Here is a 20,845-nt window from a genome sequence, read left to right on the forward strand (position 1 = left end):
ATAGGTTACCGGTCCGTATGGCTGCGAATCGCCCAAAATTCCATGTCCAGCCCCGGGAATTCGCCGGCCAGGTGCAGGGCGAAGGCGCTGGATTTTTCCATCTGTTTCCACAGGTCGCCGCCTTTTTCCAGCTCGAAGTAGGTGTAGCCGGCGTGATAGGGGATCTGGCGCGGCGCGGCGGGCATGGTGCGCAAACCGATGCCCGGCAGCTGCAGCTGGACCAAATCGCGGATGCGCGTGACCGGTGCGATCTTCATCTGCGCCGGGAAATGGGTCAGCAACACCTCGGCGGCCACGTCGGCGCGCACCGCCAGCACGAAGCCGAAATCGCGCATCATTTTGGCGTCCTGCACGGTGGCGACGTTCAACCCGTGGGAGCGTTCGACCAGCGTCAGCTGAATGGCGTTGTCTTCCAGCACCACCGACAGCCCCTGACGCAGCAACAACATTAGCTTGCCGAAGCACAACGCCAGGTTGTCGTGGTCATACACCGGCAGGCGGCCTTCCGGGGTGCGCTGCGCCGAGAAGCTGGCGAGTTCGGTGGCGAACTGCAGCCAATCAGCGAACAGGCGCTCCGGGTGCAGATGGTCGAGGTGGTAGGCGTGGCTCACCTGGCCAAGATGGCGGTTGATCAGCTGCAGCAGCATGAAATCGACCATTTCGGAACTGCCGCCGCGGCCCGGCTGCAGCAGGCGCTGGCTCATCTGCTGGCTGCGCTGTTGCAGCAGGCCCTGCAGATCGTTGATGAAGGTTTTCAGTACCGGGTTGCCCTGGCAGTTCAGCATCGGCGGGATCTGCGCGGTATCGAGGCGCAGGCTGTTGTCGCCGCGTTTTTCCAGCACGCGGGTCACGCCGAGCGCGGTCCATTCGGCGTTGAGTTCGCTCTCCAGCATCAGCCGCAGGCGCAGGCGGCCGAACTGCAGCGCCGCGCTGCCCACCGAGACGGCGTTGAGATCGTCGACTTCGTTCTCGTAAGCCAGATAGCGCGCCAGCGCCTCCGGGCTTTCCTGAAAGATCACGTCTTCACGCCCCGCGCGATAGGTCGGCAGGGCCAGCACCACGTTTTCACCGGTCTTGTTTTCGGCGATGGTCAGCGGCGCGGGTGCCTGCTGGGCGCCGGCGAAGCGAAACGGCGTGCCGTCCGGCATGATGCCGCTGGCGGCGTTGAGCGCAATCTTGCCCTGGCGCAGCAGCGTTTGGTCCAGATCCAGGGTCAGGAACCCCCAGAAACAGCCGCTGTGGGCCTGGCCCCAGTTGCGCATATAGCCTTCGAGATAGTTTTCCGCCTGCTGGAAATGGTGAGGGCGCAAAAACATTCCCTCAGTCCAGACAACCTTATGAGCATCTTTCATCATCACACCTATAGTTACTTCGCTTCAGCACAGCGGTAGGTCAGTCGACCTTTTTTACGGGGTGCAGGCCATTCACGCCCGCGACGATATGCGCTTCCAGCTCATCCGGCGAGAATTGCCATACCTTGTAGAAATTGGTTTCGGTGGGTTCCGGCAGCGGCAGTGAAATGCGCCAGGTCTTGCCGTCCAGATTTTGATACTCGGCGATTACGCCGATGTAGCGCGCATCCAACGCGCTTTGCCCGCCGAGCTTCTTGCCGGTCTGGCCCGGCGTCAGGAAGAACTGATCGCTGTCCAGCAGGCTGTTGCCGAGCACGCTTTTGGCGTCGTTTTGCAGACTGAAGAAGTCGGCATCCATAAATTCCGCATCCGAACGCAGCAGCAGCACGCGGATTTTGATCGGCGCCGGTTGCGCGCCGGCGGCGGCGTTGACCTGGCGATCGGCATCGAACACCAGGCTGTAACGCGACGGCACGCTTTTGGCGGAAGACATGCAGCCGCCGAGCGCCAACGCGCCCAGCAGCAGAAACAGCATCCCGCACCAGCGGGAAGCGATAGGAGTCGTCATCATGGGAATCTCGTCGCCCGCAGGCGTGCTGACTACTGGAGGATCCAGGTAGCTGAACCGGCGTTTTTACACGCCTTGCTGTCGCCGCCGACTTTGACGCAGTCCTGTTTGGCGGCGCGTGCGCGGCGCGGCAGATCTTTGCGCAGCGTCGATTTGTAGCGCGCTTCCGGTACGCCGGCGTTGGCCTGGATATATCCCACCAGATCGCCACCGCGGATGGCGGAGATCGCCAGCCAGTTGTTTTCCACTTCGCCCAGCGCGTAGAACGCGGCGGCGTTGTCCAGGCTGCCGACGGCGGTGCCGGTATAATTCGGGCTGCTCATGATGCTGGCGGCGTACAGGCTGCGGTACTCCTCACCGATCGGTTTGAACTGCTTCGGCGCGCTCACCGCGGCGCGGTGCTGCAGCGTGACGCCGTTGACTTCACTGCTGACGATAGCGTCGTTATTGAGCGCCGGCGGCGGTGGCGGCGGGGTGGAACAACCGGCAAGCGTCAGGGCGGTCAACAGCGTCAGGGTAATCCGTGTTTTCACAATGTCCTCTTTTCTTGATTGAATGGCTGTGTAATAAGGCGCCGTCATCAGGGCGCAAGCAGCAACACTTTTAATTGGCTCGGCACGATGCGCATGCCGAGCGCGTTGGTGGAATTCTGCAGGCTGAGGCTGGTCAGCCGGGTGGCCGGGGTGCCTTTGAGCAATACGGTAAAGGCGCCGGTCAGGTGGCGGGACGGCCCCATCACCGTCCCGGAAGCGACGCCGGTGGCCACGCCGGGGTTGTCGCCGTTGGTCAGCGGCGTCACCGTCGCCATGTTGTGCGCCGGGGTGCCGACGAACAGAATGTTGAACGCATTCGGGATGGCGGTCGGCGCCAGGGCGATATCCGGGTAGGGCACGGGCACCGGCGCCGGGCTTGGCGTCAGACAGACGTCGGGAAACGCCAGGTCCACGCCGATCATTTGGCTGTTGGCAAACATAAAAGGCCTCCGCAGGTTATCCGACGTGGATTTGTTCCGAATCCAGCTTGGTGATGTCTTTTGAGGTAATGAGCGTGTTGCGGGCATGAATGCGGGCGTAGTCTTCCGCCTGATAATCCAGCTGCCCGGCGCGCACGTGCTCGGTTTGGCGCACTTTACGGAACAGCGAATGGCTGATCTGGCTGACCGAATGCCACAGCGACTCGCAGCGCTTGCCGACCAGGCGGCTGATACTGACGAAGGCCGACAGTTCCTCGCCGCTGTATTTCATCTTGTCGACGTGGCAGTCGCCGCTGTTGGCCTGCAGCGTCATGGCGTCGCCGCTCAGCTTTAGCGCCTGCGCGCTGTGCAGCGACAGTGAACCGCTCAGCGTTTCAATTTGCAGATCGCCTGTGACGCAGAGCCGCGCTGCGCTTTGCGGCTCCGCACGTTCGAGAACGGCGATCGCCCACAGCTGGTGGCCGCAGCCGGCGACCAGCACGTTATCGCCGAGGGCCGGCGTCAGCAGGCAGCTCGCCGCCCGGCGGCAATGCCAGCCGCGGCCTTCGCACTCCACCACCAGGCTGCCGTCCGGCAACAGGTTGACGACCTGGCCGGCGGCCTGCTGGGGCGGTGCGATGTTGACGGCGCGAGTTGTGTTGGCAACGCTCATGGTGATCCCCTCGTGAAGTGGTCAATGCATTCAGATTCGGCTCTGGCGCTGTGCGCTCCAGGTTTCGGCGGCGTACAGTTCTTCGTCGCGCTCGAGAATTCCGCTGCGATCGCCCCAGCGCGTTTGCTGCTGGTGGGCGCGGTGCATGCGGGTGCGCATAAAGCGCGCGCGCCGAAAATCGGCGGCGCCGATGTCGGCATAACAGAAATCGGCGTAGGTCAGGTCGCTGTCGCTGAAATCACAGCGTGCCGCACGGCTGCGCTGGAACACGCATTGATACAGGCGCGCCTGGCTGAAGTTGGCGGCATCCAGCGTCGCTTCGCTGAAGAGCGCCTGATCGAACTGCCCGCTGCGGCACTGCGCCTGAGTCAAATTGGCCTCCAGCCACAGCGACTGCTGCGCTTGCACGCCCGTCAGGTTGGCACGCCGCAGCGAAGCGCCCTTGAAATTGCTCTGGCGCAGCGTCGCCTGGCTGAAATCGACGTCGTCCAGTTGGTTATCGGTAAACTGGCAGGCGATGAGGCGCTGCCCGGCGTAACTTTTGCCGCGATGGTCACATTCGAAAAACGTGACGCGGTCGAAAAAACAGTTTTTTAATTCAGTCTTACGTAGGTCAAGGCGAAAAAAAGTGACAAGCGTCAACTGACTTTGAGCCAGATTAACCTGCAACAATGCCGTTTCGTAGAAAGTCACGCGATCCTGAATAGACGCGCAAAAGTCACTGCGTTCGAGCGGGCAGCGCATAAACTGCGTTTGGTCGAGCACGGTCTGTTTGAAACTGGCGTCGTTCAACCGGCATTCATTGAAAATGCTTTGCTCCAGTCGGCATTCCGTGAAGTTGGCACCCGCCAGGGCGCACTGATTGAAGGTGGTCTGGTGCAAGGTTTGCCGGGCGAAACAGCACTGATCCAGACAGCATTCGCTGAAGGTGGCCTCCTGCAGATTGCATCCGCTGAAATCTATGCCTTGCAGGTTTACTCGTGAAAAAATCATGCCGGACAAATCCCAGCCGCGCAGATCCAAATGGCTGATATCACATTCCTGCAGAGGTTCACCGCGCTCTATTTGCTGCCGAACGCTTTCTGCTTCAAGCGTCATACTTTCTCCTGAGCGGTGCGAGGCAGCGTTTTCGTTTGCCGGGTATAAGCACCTTCAATTTTTGTTGAACCGTCGATCCGCGACTGCGACAGGTCGGCCCGGAACAAATTCGCGCCGCGCAAGTCGGCACCGCTGAACAGGCTTTTTTGCATCACTGCGCTGACAAAACTGGCATTCGACAGATCGGCGTTGCTGAAGTCGCAGCGGATGAACAAGCTGCCATTGCCGTTCGCTTTCTGCAGGTTGGCGGCGGTGAGCTGGGCCTCGGAAAAGTCGCTGTTATCAATCCGTGCAAGACGGAAACAGGCCTGATGTAGCGGTAACTGACGCAAATTGCATTGCTTGAGCGTCGCTTCGCTGAAGTTTGCTCCTGGCATCGCGCTTTGTGCGACAAAAGAGCATGTTTGCAGCCTGGCACCCTGAAAAGAGCAGCCTTCCGCACGGGTTTCGACCAACGAACAGGTATCGAGCCGAGCATGGCTGAAGTCGAATCCTTCGAGTTGGCAGCGAATGAACGTCACCTTCTCCAGCTTGGCTCGGTGAAATTTCAGCTGGCTCAGTGTTAAAGCCATCATCGTGATCACAGAGAGTGTGGCCTGAGAGAAATCACACTGCGTCATAAAGGTGCGGTATCCTGCCAACTGCTCCAGTCTGCTTCCCGTGAAATTGCAGTTTTTGAACAGCGTTTCCTGAATATTGGTTTCCACCAGGGTTGCGTGAGAAAAGTCAGCGTTCACACAGTGGGCCAATGCCAGCGAGGCGTGATTGAGGTTAACCCCTTGCAAGCGGGCGTCGGTGAAGTCTGCACGTGCCAACATCGCCTGTTCAAAATTGGCATGATCGAGGCGGCAACCGCTGAAATTGGCGTTTTCCAGCAAACAACGGCTGAAGTCTGCGCCGGTGAGATCCAATCCGGAAAGATCGGCGCCGGTCAGATCGATACCGCTGAAGTTTTTATCGCCGCGTTGGGTGGCCATCGCGCGGTTACGTATTATCGTTGCTAAGTCGCCGCTCAGGCGTGGCGCTGGACCTTGCGATTGTGCGGTCATCAGGTAGGCCTGGTACAGCGCCTGTTCCTGTTCTTCCAGACGGCGGCGATCGGCAGGATCGCTGTGTTGGTAAAGCAGATCCCGCATCTGCTGGAAGTTTTCATGCCCACTGCTTAACGGCGGCTCGGCGACGCTTTGCGGATCAACCCCTTGGGCTCGTAGTTCGTCATACAGGGCCTGCTGTCTTTGCTCGGCTTCTTGTTCAAGACGTTCGACATAGTCGGGCAATTCATCCAATGCGGGGCGTTCCGTAGGGGGAAGCGCTTCATCGATGTCCTGGCCTTCCGAGAGTCGGCGATCGCGATAGTGTTGCTGCAGGTGTCGCTGATAGCGAGTGAGGTTGCGTACCGCCGGGCTTTCTTCCGTCGATTGCTCCGTATCCAGCCAGGGGCCGATAGCTGATTCAGGTACCAGTTCTTTCTCGCGAAAAGCGAATAAACCGCCTTTCTCGGTATCGCTGCGTTGGCGCAACACTTTGCGATAATGATTGGTAGAACGAGTGGCCCCAGACAGCTCTAACGCCGGCATAAGGTGCAGAACGTCAGCGGCGTCGTCTTCGTCAATGCGTGCGCTGCCGTGATAAATCAACAGCATCTGTTGGCGATGTGGAAAGAACCAGACCGTCGTGTGCCGCATGGCGATCTCTTCGAGCTCAGGCTCACCGTGCCGCAGACGATTGATAAAACAACGGGCTACCCATGCGGGTAGCTGTCCGTGTTGACAGGGGATTTGCGGGTGCATGTTCCAAATGCGATAGGTGGCACCGCTCGGAAGTGCGTCGCGCTGTGGCCACTGTTGATCGTTATCCGCCATATTAAACAGGCGCCAGTCAGTATCGCTGGCCAACCCTGGGAATTCATGTTGCAGCCAGTTGGCGTCATATTTTTTGCCTATGCGACTGAAGCGGCGCGGCCAATTGATGTCCAGCGCGTCAAAGCTGACGGGGAGCGGCGTCTGGCGCGGCGAGCTCAGTCGATTGTGCAGGGGTTCGATATTGGGGAGAGGGCAGCGAGAACCCCGTGGACATGTTTCTGGGTTAGCGCCAAGGCCGTGCGGGTTTTCAACCCATTGTGGGCCGCCGAAAGCGCGGCTCCAATCCAGACGCATTTCATCAAAGGGGAGTGGGGATGAGGGGCGGTCATTGATCCAGTGACGATCGCCGAAGACCACCAGCGTTTTCTCCAGCGTATCCAGTTGGATTTTAACCGCACAAGCCGTTTTATCAGCTTGATGATGGGTATAGGCGTAGCCGGTGGCAAGAAATTCTGCGCAGGCTTTGGGGAAGGCGAGATCGAGCACGCCCCCGCTCAGTGCCAGCTCTTCGCTGGCGAGCTGCCATAGTTCAGGCTCGGGACGCAGACGTGGGGATGCCCCCATATCGGCTAATGCCAAAACGGAGACGCCAAGGTAATTTTCCCCCTGCCAACGGTAGGGGCGATGAAGCGTGCTCAGACGCAAAGGTTTTACGACTTTCATTGTGTGTGCAAGGCTTCCGGTAGATACCTGCGGGGCAACATGTTGCGCCGCACAAAAACAATCCCGTTTTTCGCTTTATTGGATATCAGGCAAAGTCACATCAGATGAAAATATTCACCCAAAGTTTGGTTCAGGGGACGCTAACGTTCCCCCAATCGAAACGACGGATAAGATATAAATGCTATTAATTATAAATAGTTATATGGAAAGACCCCTGCGTACCAACAGGACTGTTGCGACGGATAGTGCGGCAGCGATTGCCTTGGCTGTAAATTGAACACCGCTTTCCAGGTGATAGGGCGCAAAGAAACCGACCACGGCGGATGCCAGCACCAGCAGTGCGGCGAGCAGAGCGAAGCATCCCAGTTCTCCCATCTGCGACAGCCCGCCGCCGGGAGAGGTTACGCCCAAGTAAACCATCAGGAAACCGGGCAGGATAAGGAAACCGATCAGCTCTGCGGGGTAATTCACCGCCGACATCACGTACTGGTTGTATTTCAGAAGTGCCAACATCAGCACGACAAAGATGAGCAGACGTACAGGGAAAGACAGTGGTTTATTTGTCGGCAAAATATTTTTGCAAATTGCGGCGATGAGTACGCCGCCAACCAAAATGCCGAACAGGGTAAAGACGACTTTTCCCCAGAGACTATCCTGTGTCGCAAAGTCAATAAACGAACCCATCGTGACGCTTCCTTATGAAATGGATGTCAGGATCGCAATCGCGAGCCTAATGGAACAATAAGTCATTTTCAGATCGTTGAAATCGGCTTCCGGACCTTTTTTATACAAGATGAACTGGGGTTCGAACTTCACTACCGCGGCGGTTTTAACATCGACGGTCAGGCCGCCGGTAATGGAGAATGCCGCGCCAGTCTTGATACCGACATCCAGCCACTTAGTCCAGGTCATGTTCTTGGGGCGGATGATAATGTGCTCACTGTCGCTTTTTACCGTCACCTTGTTGCCGTGGATGTAAATATCCGAACCGCTGGGGCCTTCGCCATCGACGGTGGCGATCTTAATCTTCGACGCTTTCTGCACGTAGTCTGTGGCGGTGGTGACGGTTAATTTATTCTGAGAGCGCGTTTCTTCGCCGCTGACGGTAGAGGTCAGGTTGCCGGTGATATCGAGGCTCTTGTCGCCGGCCGCCAATTTGGTGCTCTGGTTCCCGCTGGTTATCTCCAGCTTCTTGTCGCCGGTTTCGATTTTCGTGGACTGGCCATACTGCTCAATGGTGGTGTCCTGGCCTTGCTTAATCAGTTGGGTCTGCTTGTTTTCAATCGTATGGTGGCGATTGCCCTTCAGCAGAATAGTCTGATCGCCAGTAATGTTGACGTTATCGCCGCCGTCGTGAATGGTGAACTGACGCCCGGCTTTAATACCTACCTGTTGTCCGCTGTTGAACGTGGCGGTTTCAGGTCCGGTAACGGTGGTATTACGCATTGAGCCGAACAGGAAAGTGGCATTGCCGATAACCTGGTGGTCCTGCGTTTTGCCGATGCGGGTGAAACGATTGCCGTCAATATTGACGTTCTTGTCGTTTTCCACCGTCATATTCATGTTGCGTTCGGCGTGCATGTCGAAAGATTCGTTGCCGGGCGCGTCTTCCAGGAACAGGAAGCTGGCGTTGTCGGTGCCGCCGCCTTTGCTGCGGCTCATAAAGCCCATTTTGGTGGCGTCGCCGGGCAGATCCCACGGTGGCATGCTGTCTTCGTTGTAAACGCGGCCGGTGATGATCGGGCGATCCGGATCGCCGTTGATAAAGTCGACCACCACTTCCTCACCCACGCGCGGGATCTGGATCCCGCCGTATTTCCAGCCGGCCCAGGCGCTGGAGACGCGTACCCAGCAGGAGCTGGTTTCATTGCCGTTGCCGTGGCGATCCCAACGGAACTTGAGTTTCACCCGGCCATATTTATCGGTCCAGATGCTTTCGCCTTCCGGGCCAACCACTTCGGCGGTTTGCGGGCCATGGGTTTTCGGCCAGGGCGTGGTGCGCGCGGGGCGCCAGTTGATGCCCGCCGGGACGACCTGAAATTCGGTACGTTGCTCGCCGGCGTCGTTATCATTGCTGGCGTAGCTGTTTTCCTGCATGAAGTAATGTGCGCTGACGACCAAGTAGGCCTGGTTGTCTTCCGTGCGCGGCGCCTGGGTCAGTTGGAAACGGTAGCCGGGGGCAATGCCCTGCGAACTGCCTTCGCCGCTCATCTGTTCATGCTGCGCTTCGAACTCCTGCTGGCGAACCTTGACGTAAAACTGGCCGTGGGCGTGATCGGTATAACGCCCGGGCCAGTCGAACACCTCGGCTTTGTCCTGCGCGAACGAGGCGGGATTCTGCCGGGCCTCCAGCAACCGCGCGCGCGGTTTGCGAAAATCGTAGTCGTCCAGGCTATACAGGCTGGGCGTAATGGCGTCCGAGACGCTCCAGCTGTTGATGCTGTCTTTATTTTCCACCAGGCCGCCTTCCGCGAGCTGATAGGGAATGCTGGCGTAGCCGGTGAGTTCCTGATGTGCCGACGGCGCATCAGCCAGCACCAGCGTATGGCCGTCTTGCTGGTGCGTGAAATAGTAATAGATGCCTTCGTGTTCCATCAGGCGGCTGATGAAGTCGAAATCGCTCTCCTGGTACTGCACGCAGTATCCCCAGATGCGGTAGTCGTAGCTCAGGCGATTATCGATTTTCACCTGATACTGCCCCAGCACCTGAGTCAGGATGTCGGGAACGGTCTTTTCCTGGTAGATGCGAAAGTCGCGGTTTTGCGTCAGATACCACAGCGTGGGGCGCAGCACGGCGCGGTAGATATAGTAACGGTTGCCGCCGGCTTCTCTTCCGGAGAGCGTCATGCGCGTGATATTGCCGTTGAGATAACGCGGCGCCAACGGATTGCCCCGCAGCTCCAGCGTGATTTTTTGTCCCAGCAGTGCTTTCAGATCGAGCCGATTGTCGGGGCTGAGCAGCTCGACGTCGAATTCGAACAGCCCGGCCAGTTTTTCCTCACCGGAAAGGCTTCGGAACAACAGCTGATGGGCGGGCAAAGGCGTGTGCGCAATGATAAGGCGATCCATACTATTCCCCGGTTTAGGCATAGCTACCGCACGAGAGTTGACGCGCGATCCCGATGGCGTATCTGTCACGAATTGAGACAGGAACTGACGAAAGATTTAACAAAGTTTACACAAAGGCACGATTTGTGCAGTCTACAATAGAGCTCTGCATTTGCAAAATAGCCTTGTGGATCAATGCTCAATTCGTTAACTTGCTCACGATCTTGCTTTTTATTATCTAAAACATATAGATGCGAGCAGATCATTTTTTATCTCAAATTATTGGGAAATTGGTAATACCAAAAAGTAAATCTGTAACACTTAAACCAACGTGTTTATAAAACAACTCTTTTTTTTCGTAAAAAAAGTCACTGACTGTTTTTTATCCTTACCATTTGCCAGTTAAAGATGATCAAATATATAAATTTGTCGAATGTGAATTCGGATGATTCCTATTTGGTGGGCGAAAAAAGGCCCAGCGACAGGGCCTGAGGTGCGGGTTTGAACGGTTGAAAATGCAGCGAGTGCCGGCGTTAAGCCGGGCAGAAATCGAAGGGAATTTGGCCGATCAGTTCGCAGAGCCAGATTAAGGCCGGGTCGCGTTGCGCCTGCCGGCCGGCGATCAGTTCAATGGGAAAGGGGGCGATGGCCAACTCGTCGGGCAGCGGGAGAAAACGTACGCGTTGCGGATCGGAAAAGCGTCGAGCCACGCTGGCGGCCAGGGTGGCGATCAGATCGCTGCCGGCGACCACGGCCGGCAGAGCGACAATATGCGAAAAGGTTACGGCGACGCGCCGCTGGCCGCCGATTTCCGCCAGGCGACGGTCGACCAATCCTCTGGCAGAGCCGTCGTCGGCCGGTGCGTACAGCCCGTGCGGCAGGCTGAGATAGCGCGCCAGATCCCAGCTGCCATCCGCCAGCTGTGGGTGCGAACGGCTGGCGATGCACACTAGATGCTCTTCAAACAACGTGCGCACATAGTGGCTTTCCGTACCGGAAAGATGCCCTCCCAGCGCGATGTCCACCTCACCACGATCCAGCTGCCGGTAAATATTGTGACGATCCAAGCGCGAAACGCGAATATCAATGCCGGGCGCTGTCTGACGCAATCGACTGATGATGGCGGGCAACAGTAAGATATCGGCATAGTCGCCGGCCGCCAGCGTAAAGCGCCGTTGCCCGGCGGTGGCCGGATCGAAACGGGCAGGGGGTGCCAATGCCAGGTGGATCTGTTCAAGCACCTGCCGTATCTGCGGCATAAGCTGATGGGCGCGCGGCGTGGGCGCCATGCCGCCGCCGCTGCGAACAAACAGCGGATCGTTCAGCAGCGTGCGCAGCCGCGCCAAGGCATTGCTGACGGAGGGCTGGGCGCGGTTGAGACGCCGGCCTGCGGCGGTCACGTTGCGCGTCTGATACAACGCCTCGAACACCACCAGCAAGTTGAGATCGACGTTGGCTAAATTCATTTTATGAATACTCTATATACAGATAATCCATTTCCAGAATCATACTGCGTTCTCTAGGCTGGTAGCACACGAATTTGGCCTTCAGTCAGGAGAAATGATGAACAAAGTCTTGGTTACCGGCATTGAGCCGTTCGATGGTGACGCGGTGAACCCTTCCTGGCAGGTCGCGCAGGCATTGGCCGGTGAGCAGATCGCCGGCGCGGAGATCGCGGTGCTCGAGCTGCCCTGCGTATTGGGCCAGGCCAACCTGCAGTTGATCGCTGCGATCGAGGCATTGCAGCCGCTGGCGGTGATTTGTCTGGGGCTGGCCGGGGGCCGTGCCGAGATATCGCTGGAACGGGTGGCCATCAATCTGATCGATGCCCGCATTCCCGACAATGCCGGTAAGCAGCCGATCGACGTACCGGTCGTCGCCGGCGGGCCAGTGGGCTATTTCAGTACGCTGCCCGTCAAGGCCGCGGTGCAGCAGCTGCGCCGGCAGGGGATCCCGGCGGGGGTGTCTTATACGGCAGGCACTTATAACTGCAACCATATCTTTTACGGTCTGCGGCACTATCTGGAGACGCAGCACGCGAAGGTCAGGGGGGGATTCGTGCATATTCCGTACAGCCACACGCTGGCGGCGGCGCATCCGGGCAAGCCGAGTATGGCGCTGGCGACGATGGTGGAAGCGGTGCGCACTATCGTGCAGGTGACGCTGACGGTAGAGGAGGATGCGCGATTCGGCGACGGTGCCGTGCATTAAAAGCAGGGCGTGGTGTACCACGCCCTGTTACCGGTTACTCGTCGGCGACGCGGATCACCAGTTTGCCGAAGTTCTTGCCCTGCAGCAGACCGATAAACGCCTGCGGCGCCTGTTCCAGCCCGTCGACGATGTCCTCGCGGAACTTGATTTTCCCCTGCTCGACCCAACTGCTCATCTGTTGCAGGAACTCATCAAAGCGAGAGCCGTAGTCGTCGAAGATGATAAAGCCTTGCATACGAATGCGTTTACGCAGGATCAGCCCCTCCAGCAGCGGCAAACGGTCCGGCCCGGCGGGTAATCCGGTGGCATTGTAATGGGCAATGATGCCGCAGACCGGAATGCGGGCTTTGGCGTTCAACAGCGGCAACACGGCGTCGAACACCGCACCGCCGACGTTTTCATAATAGATGTCGATGCCCTGCGGGCAGGCAGCGGCCAATTGCTCGGCAAAGTCGGGCGCGCGGTGATCGATGCAGGCGTCGAAACCCAATTCTTCCACCACATAGCGGCACTTTTCCGCTCCGCCGGCAACGCCGACAACGCGGCAGCCTTTCAGCTTCCCGATTTGGCCGACCACCGAACCGACTGCCCCGCTGGCGGCGGCCACCACCAGCGTTTCACCCGCCTGCGGTTGGCCGATATCGAGTAACCCCATGTAAGCGGTAAACCCTGGCATGCCCAGCACGCCCAGCAGGCGGGAAGGGTGCGGCAGGTGCGGGCCGAGGTTGCGCAGGCCGCTGCCGTCGGACAGGGCATAATCCTGCCAGCCGTCATAACCCAGCACCCAATCGCCGACGTTGAAGTCGGGATGCTGTGAGACCGCCACGCGCGAGACCGTGCCACCCACCATCACCTGACCGATCTCGACCGGCGGCGCATAAGAAGGGGCATCGCTCATGCGCCCGCGCATATAAGGATCCAGCGACAGATAAACGGTACGCAACAACAGCTGTCCCGCGCCGGGCTGCGGCACGGGGACGTTGTCGAGACGAAAGTTCGCCGCCGTCGGTTCGCCGTGGGGGCGCGAGGCCAGCAGGAAGCGGCGGTTCTGTTGAGAAGGGGACATCGAGAGCTCCTTTGCATTGCGACAAACAAGGTTCGTTAAGCCTAGTTCAGGGGCGGCAAGGCAACGTTACCGAATGTGCTTAGCCTTAGAGCGGGACGATCAGTACGTCAATATGGCTGATATTGATGAAGCGGGCGGCGGAACAGGAGACTTTGTTCATCATGCCGTCGCGGTGATTGCCGCACAGCAGCAGGTCGAACGGCCTGCTGCGGCTGGCGTATTCCAGGCTGTCACCCAGTTCGCCGTGCACGATCAGCATATCAGCAATCGGGTAACCGGCGCGTTGACGCAGCTCTTCCATAAACAGCCGGGTTTCCTCCTCCATCAGCGTGCGCAAATCGCCCAGCATCGGCCCGGCGAAATTGTTGTACATTTCCGGGTTGGCGAGGGTGCTTAACAGGGTGATGTTGCCGGCGTAGGGGCGGACGATAGAGACGGCCTTTTCCACCAGGCGGTGGCTGTCAGGCGCGACGGCGACGGTGACCAGAACGTTTTGATACCCCATATCCCACTCCTTGTTGTTTCCGCCGTGTTTCAGGCTGCCGCGTCGGTGGCCTTAGAGAACATGCTGCGCTCGGATAAAGGGTAGAACCTGATGGGCGTAATAAATGTGTTTCGCATCACGCGCGGCAATAAAAGCGGCGTTTGCCCGGTTATATAGCAATAAAAGATAAAACCGTTGCCGCACGTAATTTCGCTGAATTAAAGCACCTGCGCCCACAGCGTTTTCGGCACCTTGCCCAGATCGAACAATTTACCGGCAACCAGCTCGGCGCGACGGTGGTCGGCGGCGCGGTACATGTTGCTCATTTCTGTATCATTTTCAATGGAATAGTTCAGTTTGTTGTACACCTTTTCCAGGCTGTCCAAAGAGGAGCATTTACGGAATGTCAGCAAATATTCGAGCGTATCGGTCATGATTAAAATATAGCCTGTTAATAGTTAAAGCCGGGTGAATAACACATCAGCGGCTCACGGCGACGCCGCCGAGGCAGTGATGTACGACCTGACAAAAATCATTTCAAGTAGATAAATTGCACTGGGTAATAATGAGGCGTCGCCTGCGGCGGCGCTTCGATAAATCATAATATGCAAGTGCGTCATCAGCAATCTCATCCTGCTGATAAATGAAGAAATAGGGAAAGTCTCAGGGCGAGGCTGCGCGGATGACGGCAGAAGCGCCGCTGTTCCTGCTGCGCGCCAGTTCGCGCTGTCGCTTTTGCGGCGTTTTTTTCACCCGCCCTAAGAGGCGCAACGGCATTACGCGGTGTTTGTCATTGCCGCTTGCGTTGAGGTTTCACCTCCCTGACGCTGAAGATTGGGGGGAGTAAAACAAAACTGCGTTTTATTTTATCGCAATGAAAGGATGGAAACGGGGGCGGGTTAATAATCTATTCACCTGCGGAATAATTATAACGGCGACAGAAAAGAAATAAAAAAGCATTAAAGTTTTAGGGTGTGCTGCCGATATGCCGTTTTAGGGGTGATTTAACGTAAAAAGACCATTCTTTCGCCGTGCTGATACGGAAACATATCGTTACGTCTGTTTGCTTGTTCACTACGCCAGCGAATCATTGATAAGCCTTAATCACCTGATGTTGAAAATTAGAACAGCCTCAAGCGGGGGCTTAAGTCAAATCTGATAGCTAATAACCTTATAGTTTACAGCGGTTATTTTTCAGCTTGGATATTTTTTAGCGGCTTAACTGGTTATTTATGCTGAGTTTGTCAGCTACATGCAGATTTTTGTTCTGTTATTTTGGTTTGGTGATGCTTTTGTTCGAATTGATCTAAAAAAGATAATTTTTTGGCTGATAAACATTGTTTTTAAGACGTTTTTTTACCTGTGTCTGTTTTGTGAGCAAAATGGTGGTCAATAAATGTGCGTATTTGGGGGTATTTGGCTTAAATATTTTTTATTTTTGTGATCTATGTCACATTGTATTTAAAATTGCCTCTCACTTACATTGTGTGTGCTAATGGTTCGGGGGTAGAGTTGCGCTGCTTTAGGAATAATCTTATTAAATTTGTAAAAATAGTTTCATGGTGACTAAACACTATCGAAGCAGAATGCTGTACATCCATACACGTTGGTTTACGCTCGTAGCAAATACTGAACAGTGGTCGAATTTAGCGATTGGCGAAAATTATAGCAGTCGTTTTTGAGAGATTAATTTGCCAACTTTGGGAAACAACCCAGGTCACGGGCGATAAAATTTATCACCCAGCGTATGTTTTTAAACATAGTCTGTCGGGATGGGGAATATGGGTACGTCTGAATTACTTAAGCATATTTATGACATCAATTTGTCATATTTACTTTTAGCACAGCGTTTGATCAACGATGAAAAAGCGTCCGCGATGTTCCGCCTTGGTATCGATGAAACCATGGCCGACGCGTTGGCGCAGCTGACTTTACCGCAAATGGTCAAACTGGCCGAGACCAACCAGCTGGTTTGCCACTTCCGCTTTAACGATCACCAGACCATCGAACGCCTGACCAAAGAGTCGCGCGTCGACGATCTGCAACAAATCCATACCGGCATTTTGCTATCAAGCCATTTACTGCAAGAGCTATCGAGTAAAGACGCTAGCCCGACGAAGAAAAGAGCCTGATGATGGTTGAGAAAAGTATTGTTCAAGAAGCCAAGGACATTCAGCTCGCCATGGAGCTGATTTCACTGGGAGCCCGTTTGCAGATGCTGGAGAGCGAAACCCAGCTCAGCCGCGGGCGCTTGATTAAACTTTATAAGGAGTTGCGCGGTAGCCCGCCGCCAAAAGGGATGTTGCCGTTCTCAACCGACTGGTTTATGACCTGGGAACAGAATATTCACTCGTCGATGTTTTACAACGCTTACCTGTTTCTGATGAAAAGCGGGCAGTGCAGCGGGGTCGAAGCGGTGATTAAAGCCTATCGCCTCTATCTGGAGCAGTGCCCCCAGCAGGCCGGCGATGCGCCGCTGCTGGCGCTGACCCGTGCCTGGACGCTGGTGCGTTTCGTCGACAGCGGCATGCTGCAGCTTTCCGCCTGCAGCTGCTGTGGCGGCGCATTTATCACCCACGCGCACCAGCCGCTGAACGGTTTCATCTGCAGTTTATGCCAACCCCCATCCCGCGCCGTAAAAAGACGTAAACTTTCGCCGCAACTGGCCGATATTATTCCTCAACTGCTGGACGAGCAGGTCAAACGCGCCATTTGAGCCGCCACATTGCCGGCTCTCGGCAATGAATACCGACGTGTGATACGCAGGGGCGGCATGCCGCCCCCAGACACGCAGCCTGGTCTGTCGCGCCAGGGCGCGTTTGCCCCACCTTCCATCCACATTGTTAATTTAAGGAATGCGTGTGCTAGTTATTTTGGGTTATCTCGTGGTATTGGGTGCGGTGTTTGGCGGCTACCTGATCGTGGGCGGTCATCTCGGTGCGTTATATCAACCGGCGGAGTTTCTGATTATCGGCGGGGCGGGGGTCGGCGCTTTCATCGTCGGCAACAACGGCAAGGCGATCAAGGCTACGCTGCGCGCGCTGCCGCGGCTGATGCGCCGTTCCAAATACAACAAAGATCTGTACATGGATCTGATGGCGCTGTTGTTCCGCCTGCTGGCCAAATCGCGTCAGCAAGGCATGCTGTCGCTCGAGTTCGACATCGATAATCCACAAGAAAGTGAAATTTTCTCTAATTATCCGCGCATCCTTGCCGATAACACCCTGGTGGAGTTCATTACCGACTATTTACGGCTGATGGTGAGCGGCAATATGAATGCGTTCGAGATCGAAGCGCTGATGGACGAAGAGATCGAAACCTACGAGCAGGAAAGTGAAGTGCCCGCCGGCAGCCTGGCGATGGTGGGCGACTCCTTGCCGGCGTTTGGTATCGTCGCGGCGGTGATGGGGGTGGTGCACGCCCTGGCTTCGGCCGATCGGCCGGCAGCGGAACTGGGCGCGCTGATCGCTAACGCCATGGTCGGTACTTTCCTCGGCATTTTGCTGGCCTACGGCTTTATCTCGCCGCTGGCCACGTTGCTGCGCCAGAAGAGCGCCGAAAACGTCAAGATGATGCAGTGCATCAAGGTCACGCTGCTGTCGAGCCTGAACGGTTACGCGCCGCAGATCGCCGTCGAGTTTGGCCGTAAAACGCTGTACACCACCGAACGTCCTTCTTTCGTTGAGCTGGAAGAACACGTGCGCCGCGTGAAAGCGCCGGCGCAGCAGGCGACGGAAGAAGAAGAAGCATGAAACAGAATCATCCGGTCGTTCTGGTCAGAAAGCGCAAGTCGCATCATGCCGCCCATCACGGCGGCTCCTGGAAGATCGCTTATGCCGACTTTATGACGGCGATGATGGCGTTTTTCCTGGTGATGTGGCTGCTGGCGATCGCCAGCCCGCAGGAGCTGACGCAGATCGCCGAATATTTCCGCACGCCGCTCAAGGTCGCCCTGACCAGCGGCGACAAGAGCAGTTCCGAAAGCAGCCCGATCCCGGGCGGCGGCGACGATCCTACCCAGCAGCACGGCCTGGTGAGAAAGCAGGTCGACTCGCCGGACTCGCGCGCCGAAGAGCTGCGCCTGAACAAGCTGCGCGAAAAGTTGGACGAATTGATTGAGTCCGACCCGCGCCTGAAGGCGCTGCGTCCGCATCTGTTGATCAACATGATGGACGAAGGGCTGCGCATCCAGATTATCGATAGTCAGAACCGGCCGATGTTCAAAACCGGCAGCGCGCAGGTCGAGAGCTACATGCGCGATATTCTGCGGGCGATAGCGCCGATCCTTAACGACCTGCCGAACAAGATCAGCCTGTCCGGCCACACTGATGATATCCCTTACGCCACCGGCGAGCGCGGCTACAGCAACTGGGAACTGTCGGCCGATCGCGCCAACGCCTCCCGGCGCGAGCTGATCGCCGGCGGCCTGGCGGAAGGCAAAGTGCTGCGGGTGGTGGGCATGGCGGCCACCATGAGCTTGAAACAGCACGGTGCCGATGACGCGATTAACCGTCGCATCACCGTGCTGGTGCTGAATAAGCAAACGCAAGAAGGCATCGAACACGAAAATGCCGAAAGCAACGCGATGGATATCGCCCAGCCGGCTAGCCTGAAGCAGCTGGCGCCGTCGGCGACTGCGCCGGCCAGCCAAACGCCGGAACCCCAGGCGGTAACGCCGACCGATCAAGCGACGCCGCCGCCGGCGGCAGACCCTGTCGCTCAATCGCAGACATCCCCGGCGATAGCCCCGGCCGGCCAAGCGCCGGAACAACCGGCGGCCGCACCCGCACCGACTAACCGCGACTCACAGCCAGAGGTGACCCCGTGAGCATGGACATTAGCGATTTTTATCAGACCTTCTTTGATGAGGCGGACGAGTTGCTGGCCGACATGGAGCAACACCTGCTGGAGCTGGATCCGCTGGCCCCCGATATCGAGCCGTTGAACGCCATCTTCCGCGCGGCGCACTCGATCAAGGGCGGTGCGGCGACCTTTGGCTTTTCGGTGCTGCAGGAAACGACCCACCTGCTGGAGAACCTGCTGGACGGTGCAAGACGCCAGGAAATGAGCCTGAGCACCGAGATTATCAACCTGTTTCTGGAAACCAAAGACATTATGCAGGAGCAACTGGACGCCTATAAAACCTCGCAACAGCCTGATGCCGAAAGCTTTGAATACATTTGCCAGGCGCTGCGCCAGCTGGCGTTGGAGGCGCAACAGCAGCAGGAGGCGCCTGCGGCTCAACCGGCCGTTCAGCAGCCTGTCGTGAAGCCGGTGGCTGCGCCGGCGGCGATCGAAGGCGGCATGCGCATCAGCCTGAACGGGCTGAAAGCCAGTGAAATCCCCTTGATGTTGGAAGAGCTGGGCAACCTCGGCGAGGTTAAAGACCCTCATCAGACGGAACACAGTCTGGACGTGACGTTGCTCACCTCCGCCAGCGAAGACGACATCAGCGCCGTGCTGTGCTTCGTGCTGGAGCCGGAACAAATCAGCTTCTCGACGCCGACGCAGAGCGAACCGGCCCTTGCAGAAGCGAGCTTACCGGCAGCGGTCGCCGCGCCGGAAGCTGCACCTGCGCCGGTCGCGAACGCCGCGCCGCCTGCCGCCAAACCGGCCGCCGCTCCGGCGGAAGCGCCGAAAGCGCGCGCCAAGGCGAGCGAGTCCACCAGCATTCGCGTGGCGGTGGAAAAGGTGGATCAGCTGATCAACCTGGTGGGCGAGCTGGTGATCACCCAGTCGATGCTGGCGCAGCGCTCCGGCACGCTCGATCCGGTGAACCACGGCGATTTGCTGAACAGCATGAGCCAACTGGAGCGTAACGCGCGCGATCTGCAGGAGTCGGTGATGTCGATCCGCATGATGCCGATGGAATATGTCTTCAGCCGCTATCCGCGCCTGGTGCGCGATCTGGCCGGCAAGCTGAACAAGCAGGTGGAGCTGACGCTGCAGGGCAGTTCCACCGAACTGGACAAGAGCCTGATCGAACGCATTATCGATCCGTTGACGCACCTGGTGCGCAACAGCCTCGATCACGGTATCGAAGAGCCGGGCACCCGCATCGCCGCCGGCAAGTCGGCGGTGGGCAATCTGGTGTTGTCGGCCGAACACCAGGGCGGCAACATCTGCATTGAGGTTATCGACGACGGCGCGGGCCTGAACCGCGAAAAAATTCTCGCCAAGGCCGCGTCGCAAGGGCTGGCGGTGAGCGACAGCATGAGCGATGAAGAGGTCGGCATGCTGATCTTCGCACCGGGCTTCTCCACCGCCGAGCAGGTGACCGACGTTTCCGGCCGCGGCGTCGGCATGGACGTGGTGAAACGGAATATTCAGGAGATGGGCGGCCACGTCGAGATCCGTTCGCAGGCCGGTAAAGGCACCACCATCCGCATCCTGCTGCCGCTGACGCTGGCGATCCTCGACGGCATGTCGGTCAAGGTGAACGACGAAGTCTTTATCCTGCCGCTGAATGCGGTAATGGAATCGCTGCAGCCGCAGGCAGAAGATCTGCATCCGCTGGCCGGCGGCGAACGCGTGCTGCAGGTGCGCGGCGAATATCTGCCGCTGGTGGAGCTGTATCGGGTATTTGAAGTGGAAGGCGCCAAAACCGACGCCACGCAGGGCATCGTCGTTATCCTGCAAAGCGCCGGCCGCCGCTATGCGTTGCTGGTGGATCAGCTGATTGGCCAACATCAGGTGGTGGTGAAGAATCTGGAAAGCAACTACCGCAAAGTGCCGGGCATCTCCGCCGCGACCATTTTGGGCGACGGCAGCGTGGCCTTGATCGTCGATGTCTCGGCGTTGCAAACCTTGAACCGTGAAAAGCGTCTGACGGACGCCGCCGCATAATAATGAGTTTATTGATTTAAAA

19 protein-coding genes are annotated in these 20,845 nt (G+C 57.5%); 6 read left to right on the forward strand and 13 right to left on the reverse strand.

Annotation, left to right across the window (positions count from 1 at the left end; translation table 11 throughout):
* Positions 1–5 precede the first annotated feature (5 nt).
* From tssK to WCL58_RS00540, 10 genes are all read right to left on the reverse strand, one after another.
* Positions 6–1,352: a type VI secretion system baseplate subunit TssK gene (gene tssK / locus WCL58_RS00495; protein WP_033638522.1), complete on the reverse strand. Its 1,347-nt coding sequence runs from the start codon at positions 1,350–1,352 to the stop codon at positions 6–8.
* Between the two features lie 40 nt (positions 1,353–1,392).
* Positions 1,393–1,923 (reverse strand): type VI secretion system lipoprotein TssJ, encoded by a 531-nt coding sequence (gene tssJ / locus WCL58_RS00500; RefSeq protein WP_087763084.1) that lies wholly within the window; start codon positions 1,921–1,923, stop codon positions 1,393–1,395.
* Positions 1,924–1,952: 29 nt separating this feature from the next.
* Positions 1,953–2,453 carry a type VI secretion system accessory protein TagV gene (gene tagV / locus WCL58_RS00505; RefSeq protein ID WP_019452982.1) on the reverse strand — a complete coding sequence of 167 codons (501 nt, stop codon included), beginning with the start codon at positions 2,451–2,453 and terminating at the stop codon, positions 1,953–1,955.
* A gap of 47 nt (positions 2,454–2,500) precedes the next feature.
* Entirely contained in the window at positions 2,501–2,893 is a 393-nt protein-coding gene (locus WCL58_RS00510) for a DUF4150 domain-containing protein (RefSeq protein ID WP_004934933.1), read from the reverse strand.
* 16 nt (positions 2,894–2,909) lie between these two features.
* Positions 2,910–3,545 (reverse strand): DUF3540 domain-containing protein, encoded by a 636-nt coding sequence (locus WCL58_RS00515; protein ID WP_336850295.1) that lies wholly within the window; start codon positions 3,543–3,545, stop codon positions 2,910–2,912.
* 30 nt (positions 3,546–3,575) lie between these two features.
* Complete coding sequence (locus WCL58_RS00520) at positions 3,576–4,643, reverse strand: pentapeptide repeat-containing protein (RefSeq protein WP_336850297.1); 1,068 nt, start codon at positions 4,641–4,643, stop codon at positions 3,576–3,578.
* Positions 4,640–7,168, reverse strand: coding sequence for a DUF2169 domain-containing protein (locus WCL58_RS00525; protein ID WP_336850298.1), 2,529 nt, complete (start codon positions 7,166–7,168; stop codon positions 4,640–4,642). The genes WCL58_RS00520 and WCL58_RS00525 overlap by 4 nt, the downstream gene beginning before the upstream one ends.
* Positions 7,169–7,366: 198 nt before the next feature.
* Positions 7,367–7,852, reverse strand: coding sequence for a hypothetical protein (locus WCL58_RS00530; RefSeq protein WP_060439708.1), 486 nt, complete (start codon positions 7,850–7,852; stop codon positions 7,367–7,369).
* Between the two features lie 12 nt (positions 7,853–7,864).
* Positions 7,865–10,237: a type VI secretion system Vgr family protein gene (locus WCL58_RS00535; protein ID WP_225528658.1), complete on the reverse strand. Its 2,373-nt coding sequence runs from the start codon at positions 10,235–10,237 to the stop codon at positions 7,865–7,867.
* Between the two features lie 512 nt (positions 10,238–10,749).
* On the reverse strand, positions 10,750–11,682 hold the full coding sequence (locus tag WCL58_RS00540; RefSeq protein ID WP_336850300.1) for a LysR family transcriptional regulator: 933 nt from the start codon (positions 11,680–11,682) through the stop codon (positions 10,750–10,752).
* Between the two features lie 97 nt (positions 11,683–11,779).
* Here WCL58_RS00540 and pcp point away from each other — a divergent pair, with 97 nt between their 5' ends.
* Positions 11,780–12,427, forward strand: a complete 648-nt coding sequence (gene pcp / locus WCL58_RS00545; protein WP_060420769.1) for a pyroglutamyl-peptidase I — start codon at positions 11,780–11,782, stop codon at positions 12,425–12,427.
* Between the two features lie 34 nt (positions 12,428–12,461).
* On the opposite strand, the gene WCL58_RS00550 is transcribed toward pcp, so the two are convergent.
* From WCL58_RS00550 to ydgT, 3 genes are all read right to left on the reverse strand, one after another.
* Positions 12,462–13,493 carry an NADP-dependent oxidoreductase gene (locus WCL58_RS00550; protein WP_070914635.1) on the reverse strand — a complete coding sequence of 344 codons (1,032 nt, stop codon included), beginning with the start codon at positions 13,491–13,493 and terminating at the stop codon, positions 12,462–12,464.
* 85 nt (positions 13,494–13,578) lie between these two features.
* Positions 13,579–13,998, reverse strand: a complete 420-nt coding sequence (uspC, locus tag WCL58_RS00555; protein WP_060420775.1) for a universal stress protein UspC — start codon at positions 13,996–13,998, stop codon at positions 13,579–13,581.
* 197 nt (positions 13,999–14,195) lie between these two features.
* Positions 14,196–14,411 (reverse strand): transcription modulator YdgT, encoded by a 216-nt coding sequence (gene ydgT, locus WCL58_RS00560; protein ID WP_336850301.1) that lies wholly within the window; start codon positions 14,409–14,411, stop codon positions 14,196–14,198.
* Between the two features lie 1,347 nt (positions 14,412–15,758).
* Between ydgT and flhD the strand changes: the two genes are divergently transcribed.
* The 5 genes from flhD to cheA all read left to right on the forward strand — a co-directional run bounded on the left by flhD (position 15,759) and on the right by cheA (position 20,823).
* Entirely contained in the window at positions 15,759–16,109 is a 351-nt protein-coding gene (gene flhD / locus WCL58_RS00565) for a flagellar transcriptional regulator FlhD (protein ID WP_033643537.1), read from the forward strand.
* Positions 16,109–16,693: a flagellar transcriptional regulator FlhC gene (flhC, locus tag WCL58_RS00570; RefSeq protein WP_019452971.1), complete on the forward strand. Its 585-nt coding sequence runs from the start codon at positions 16,109–16,111 to the stop codon at positions 16,691–16,693. Before flhD ends, flhC begins: the two co-directional genes overlap by 1 nt.
* A 145-nt stretch (positions 16,694–16,838) precedes the next feature.
* Entirely contained in the window at positions 16,839–17,729 is an 891-nt protein-coding gene (motA, locus tag WCL58_RS00575; RefSeq protein WP_015378266.1) for a flagellar motor stator protein MotA, read from the forward strand.
* Entirely contained in the window at positions 17,726–18,805 is a 1,080-nt protein-coding gene (gene motB, locus WCL58_RS00580) for a flagellar motor protein MotB (protein ID WP_060439711.1), read from the forward strand. The genes motA and motB overlap by 4 nt, the downstream gene beginning before the upstream one ends.
* Positions 18,802–20,823, forward strand: a complete 2,022-nt coding sequence (gene cheA / locus WCL58_RS00585) for a chemotaxis protein CheA (protein WP_308379005.1) — start codon at positions 18,802–18,804, stop codon at positions 20,821–20,823. The genes motB and cheA overlap by 4 nt, the downstream gene beginning before the upstream one ends.
* Positions 20,824–20,845: the final 22 nt, after the last annotated feature.

The organism is Serratia sp. TMDUHS_CL (assembly GCF_037137105.1).
Classification (GTDB): Bacteria; Pseudomonadota; Gammaproteobacteria; order Enterobacterales; family Enterobacteriaceae; genus Serratia; species Serratia nevei.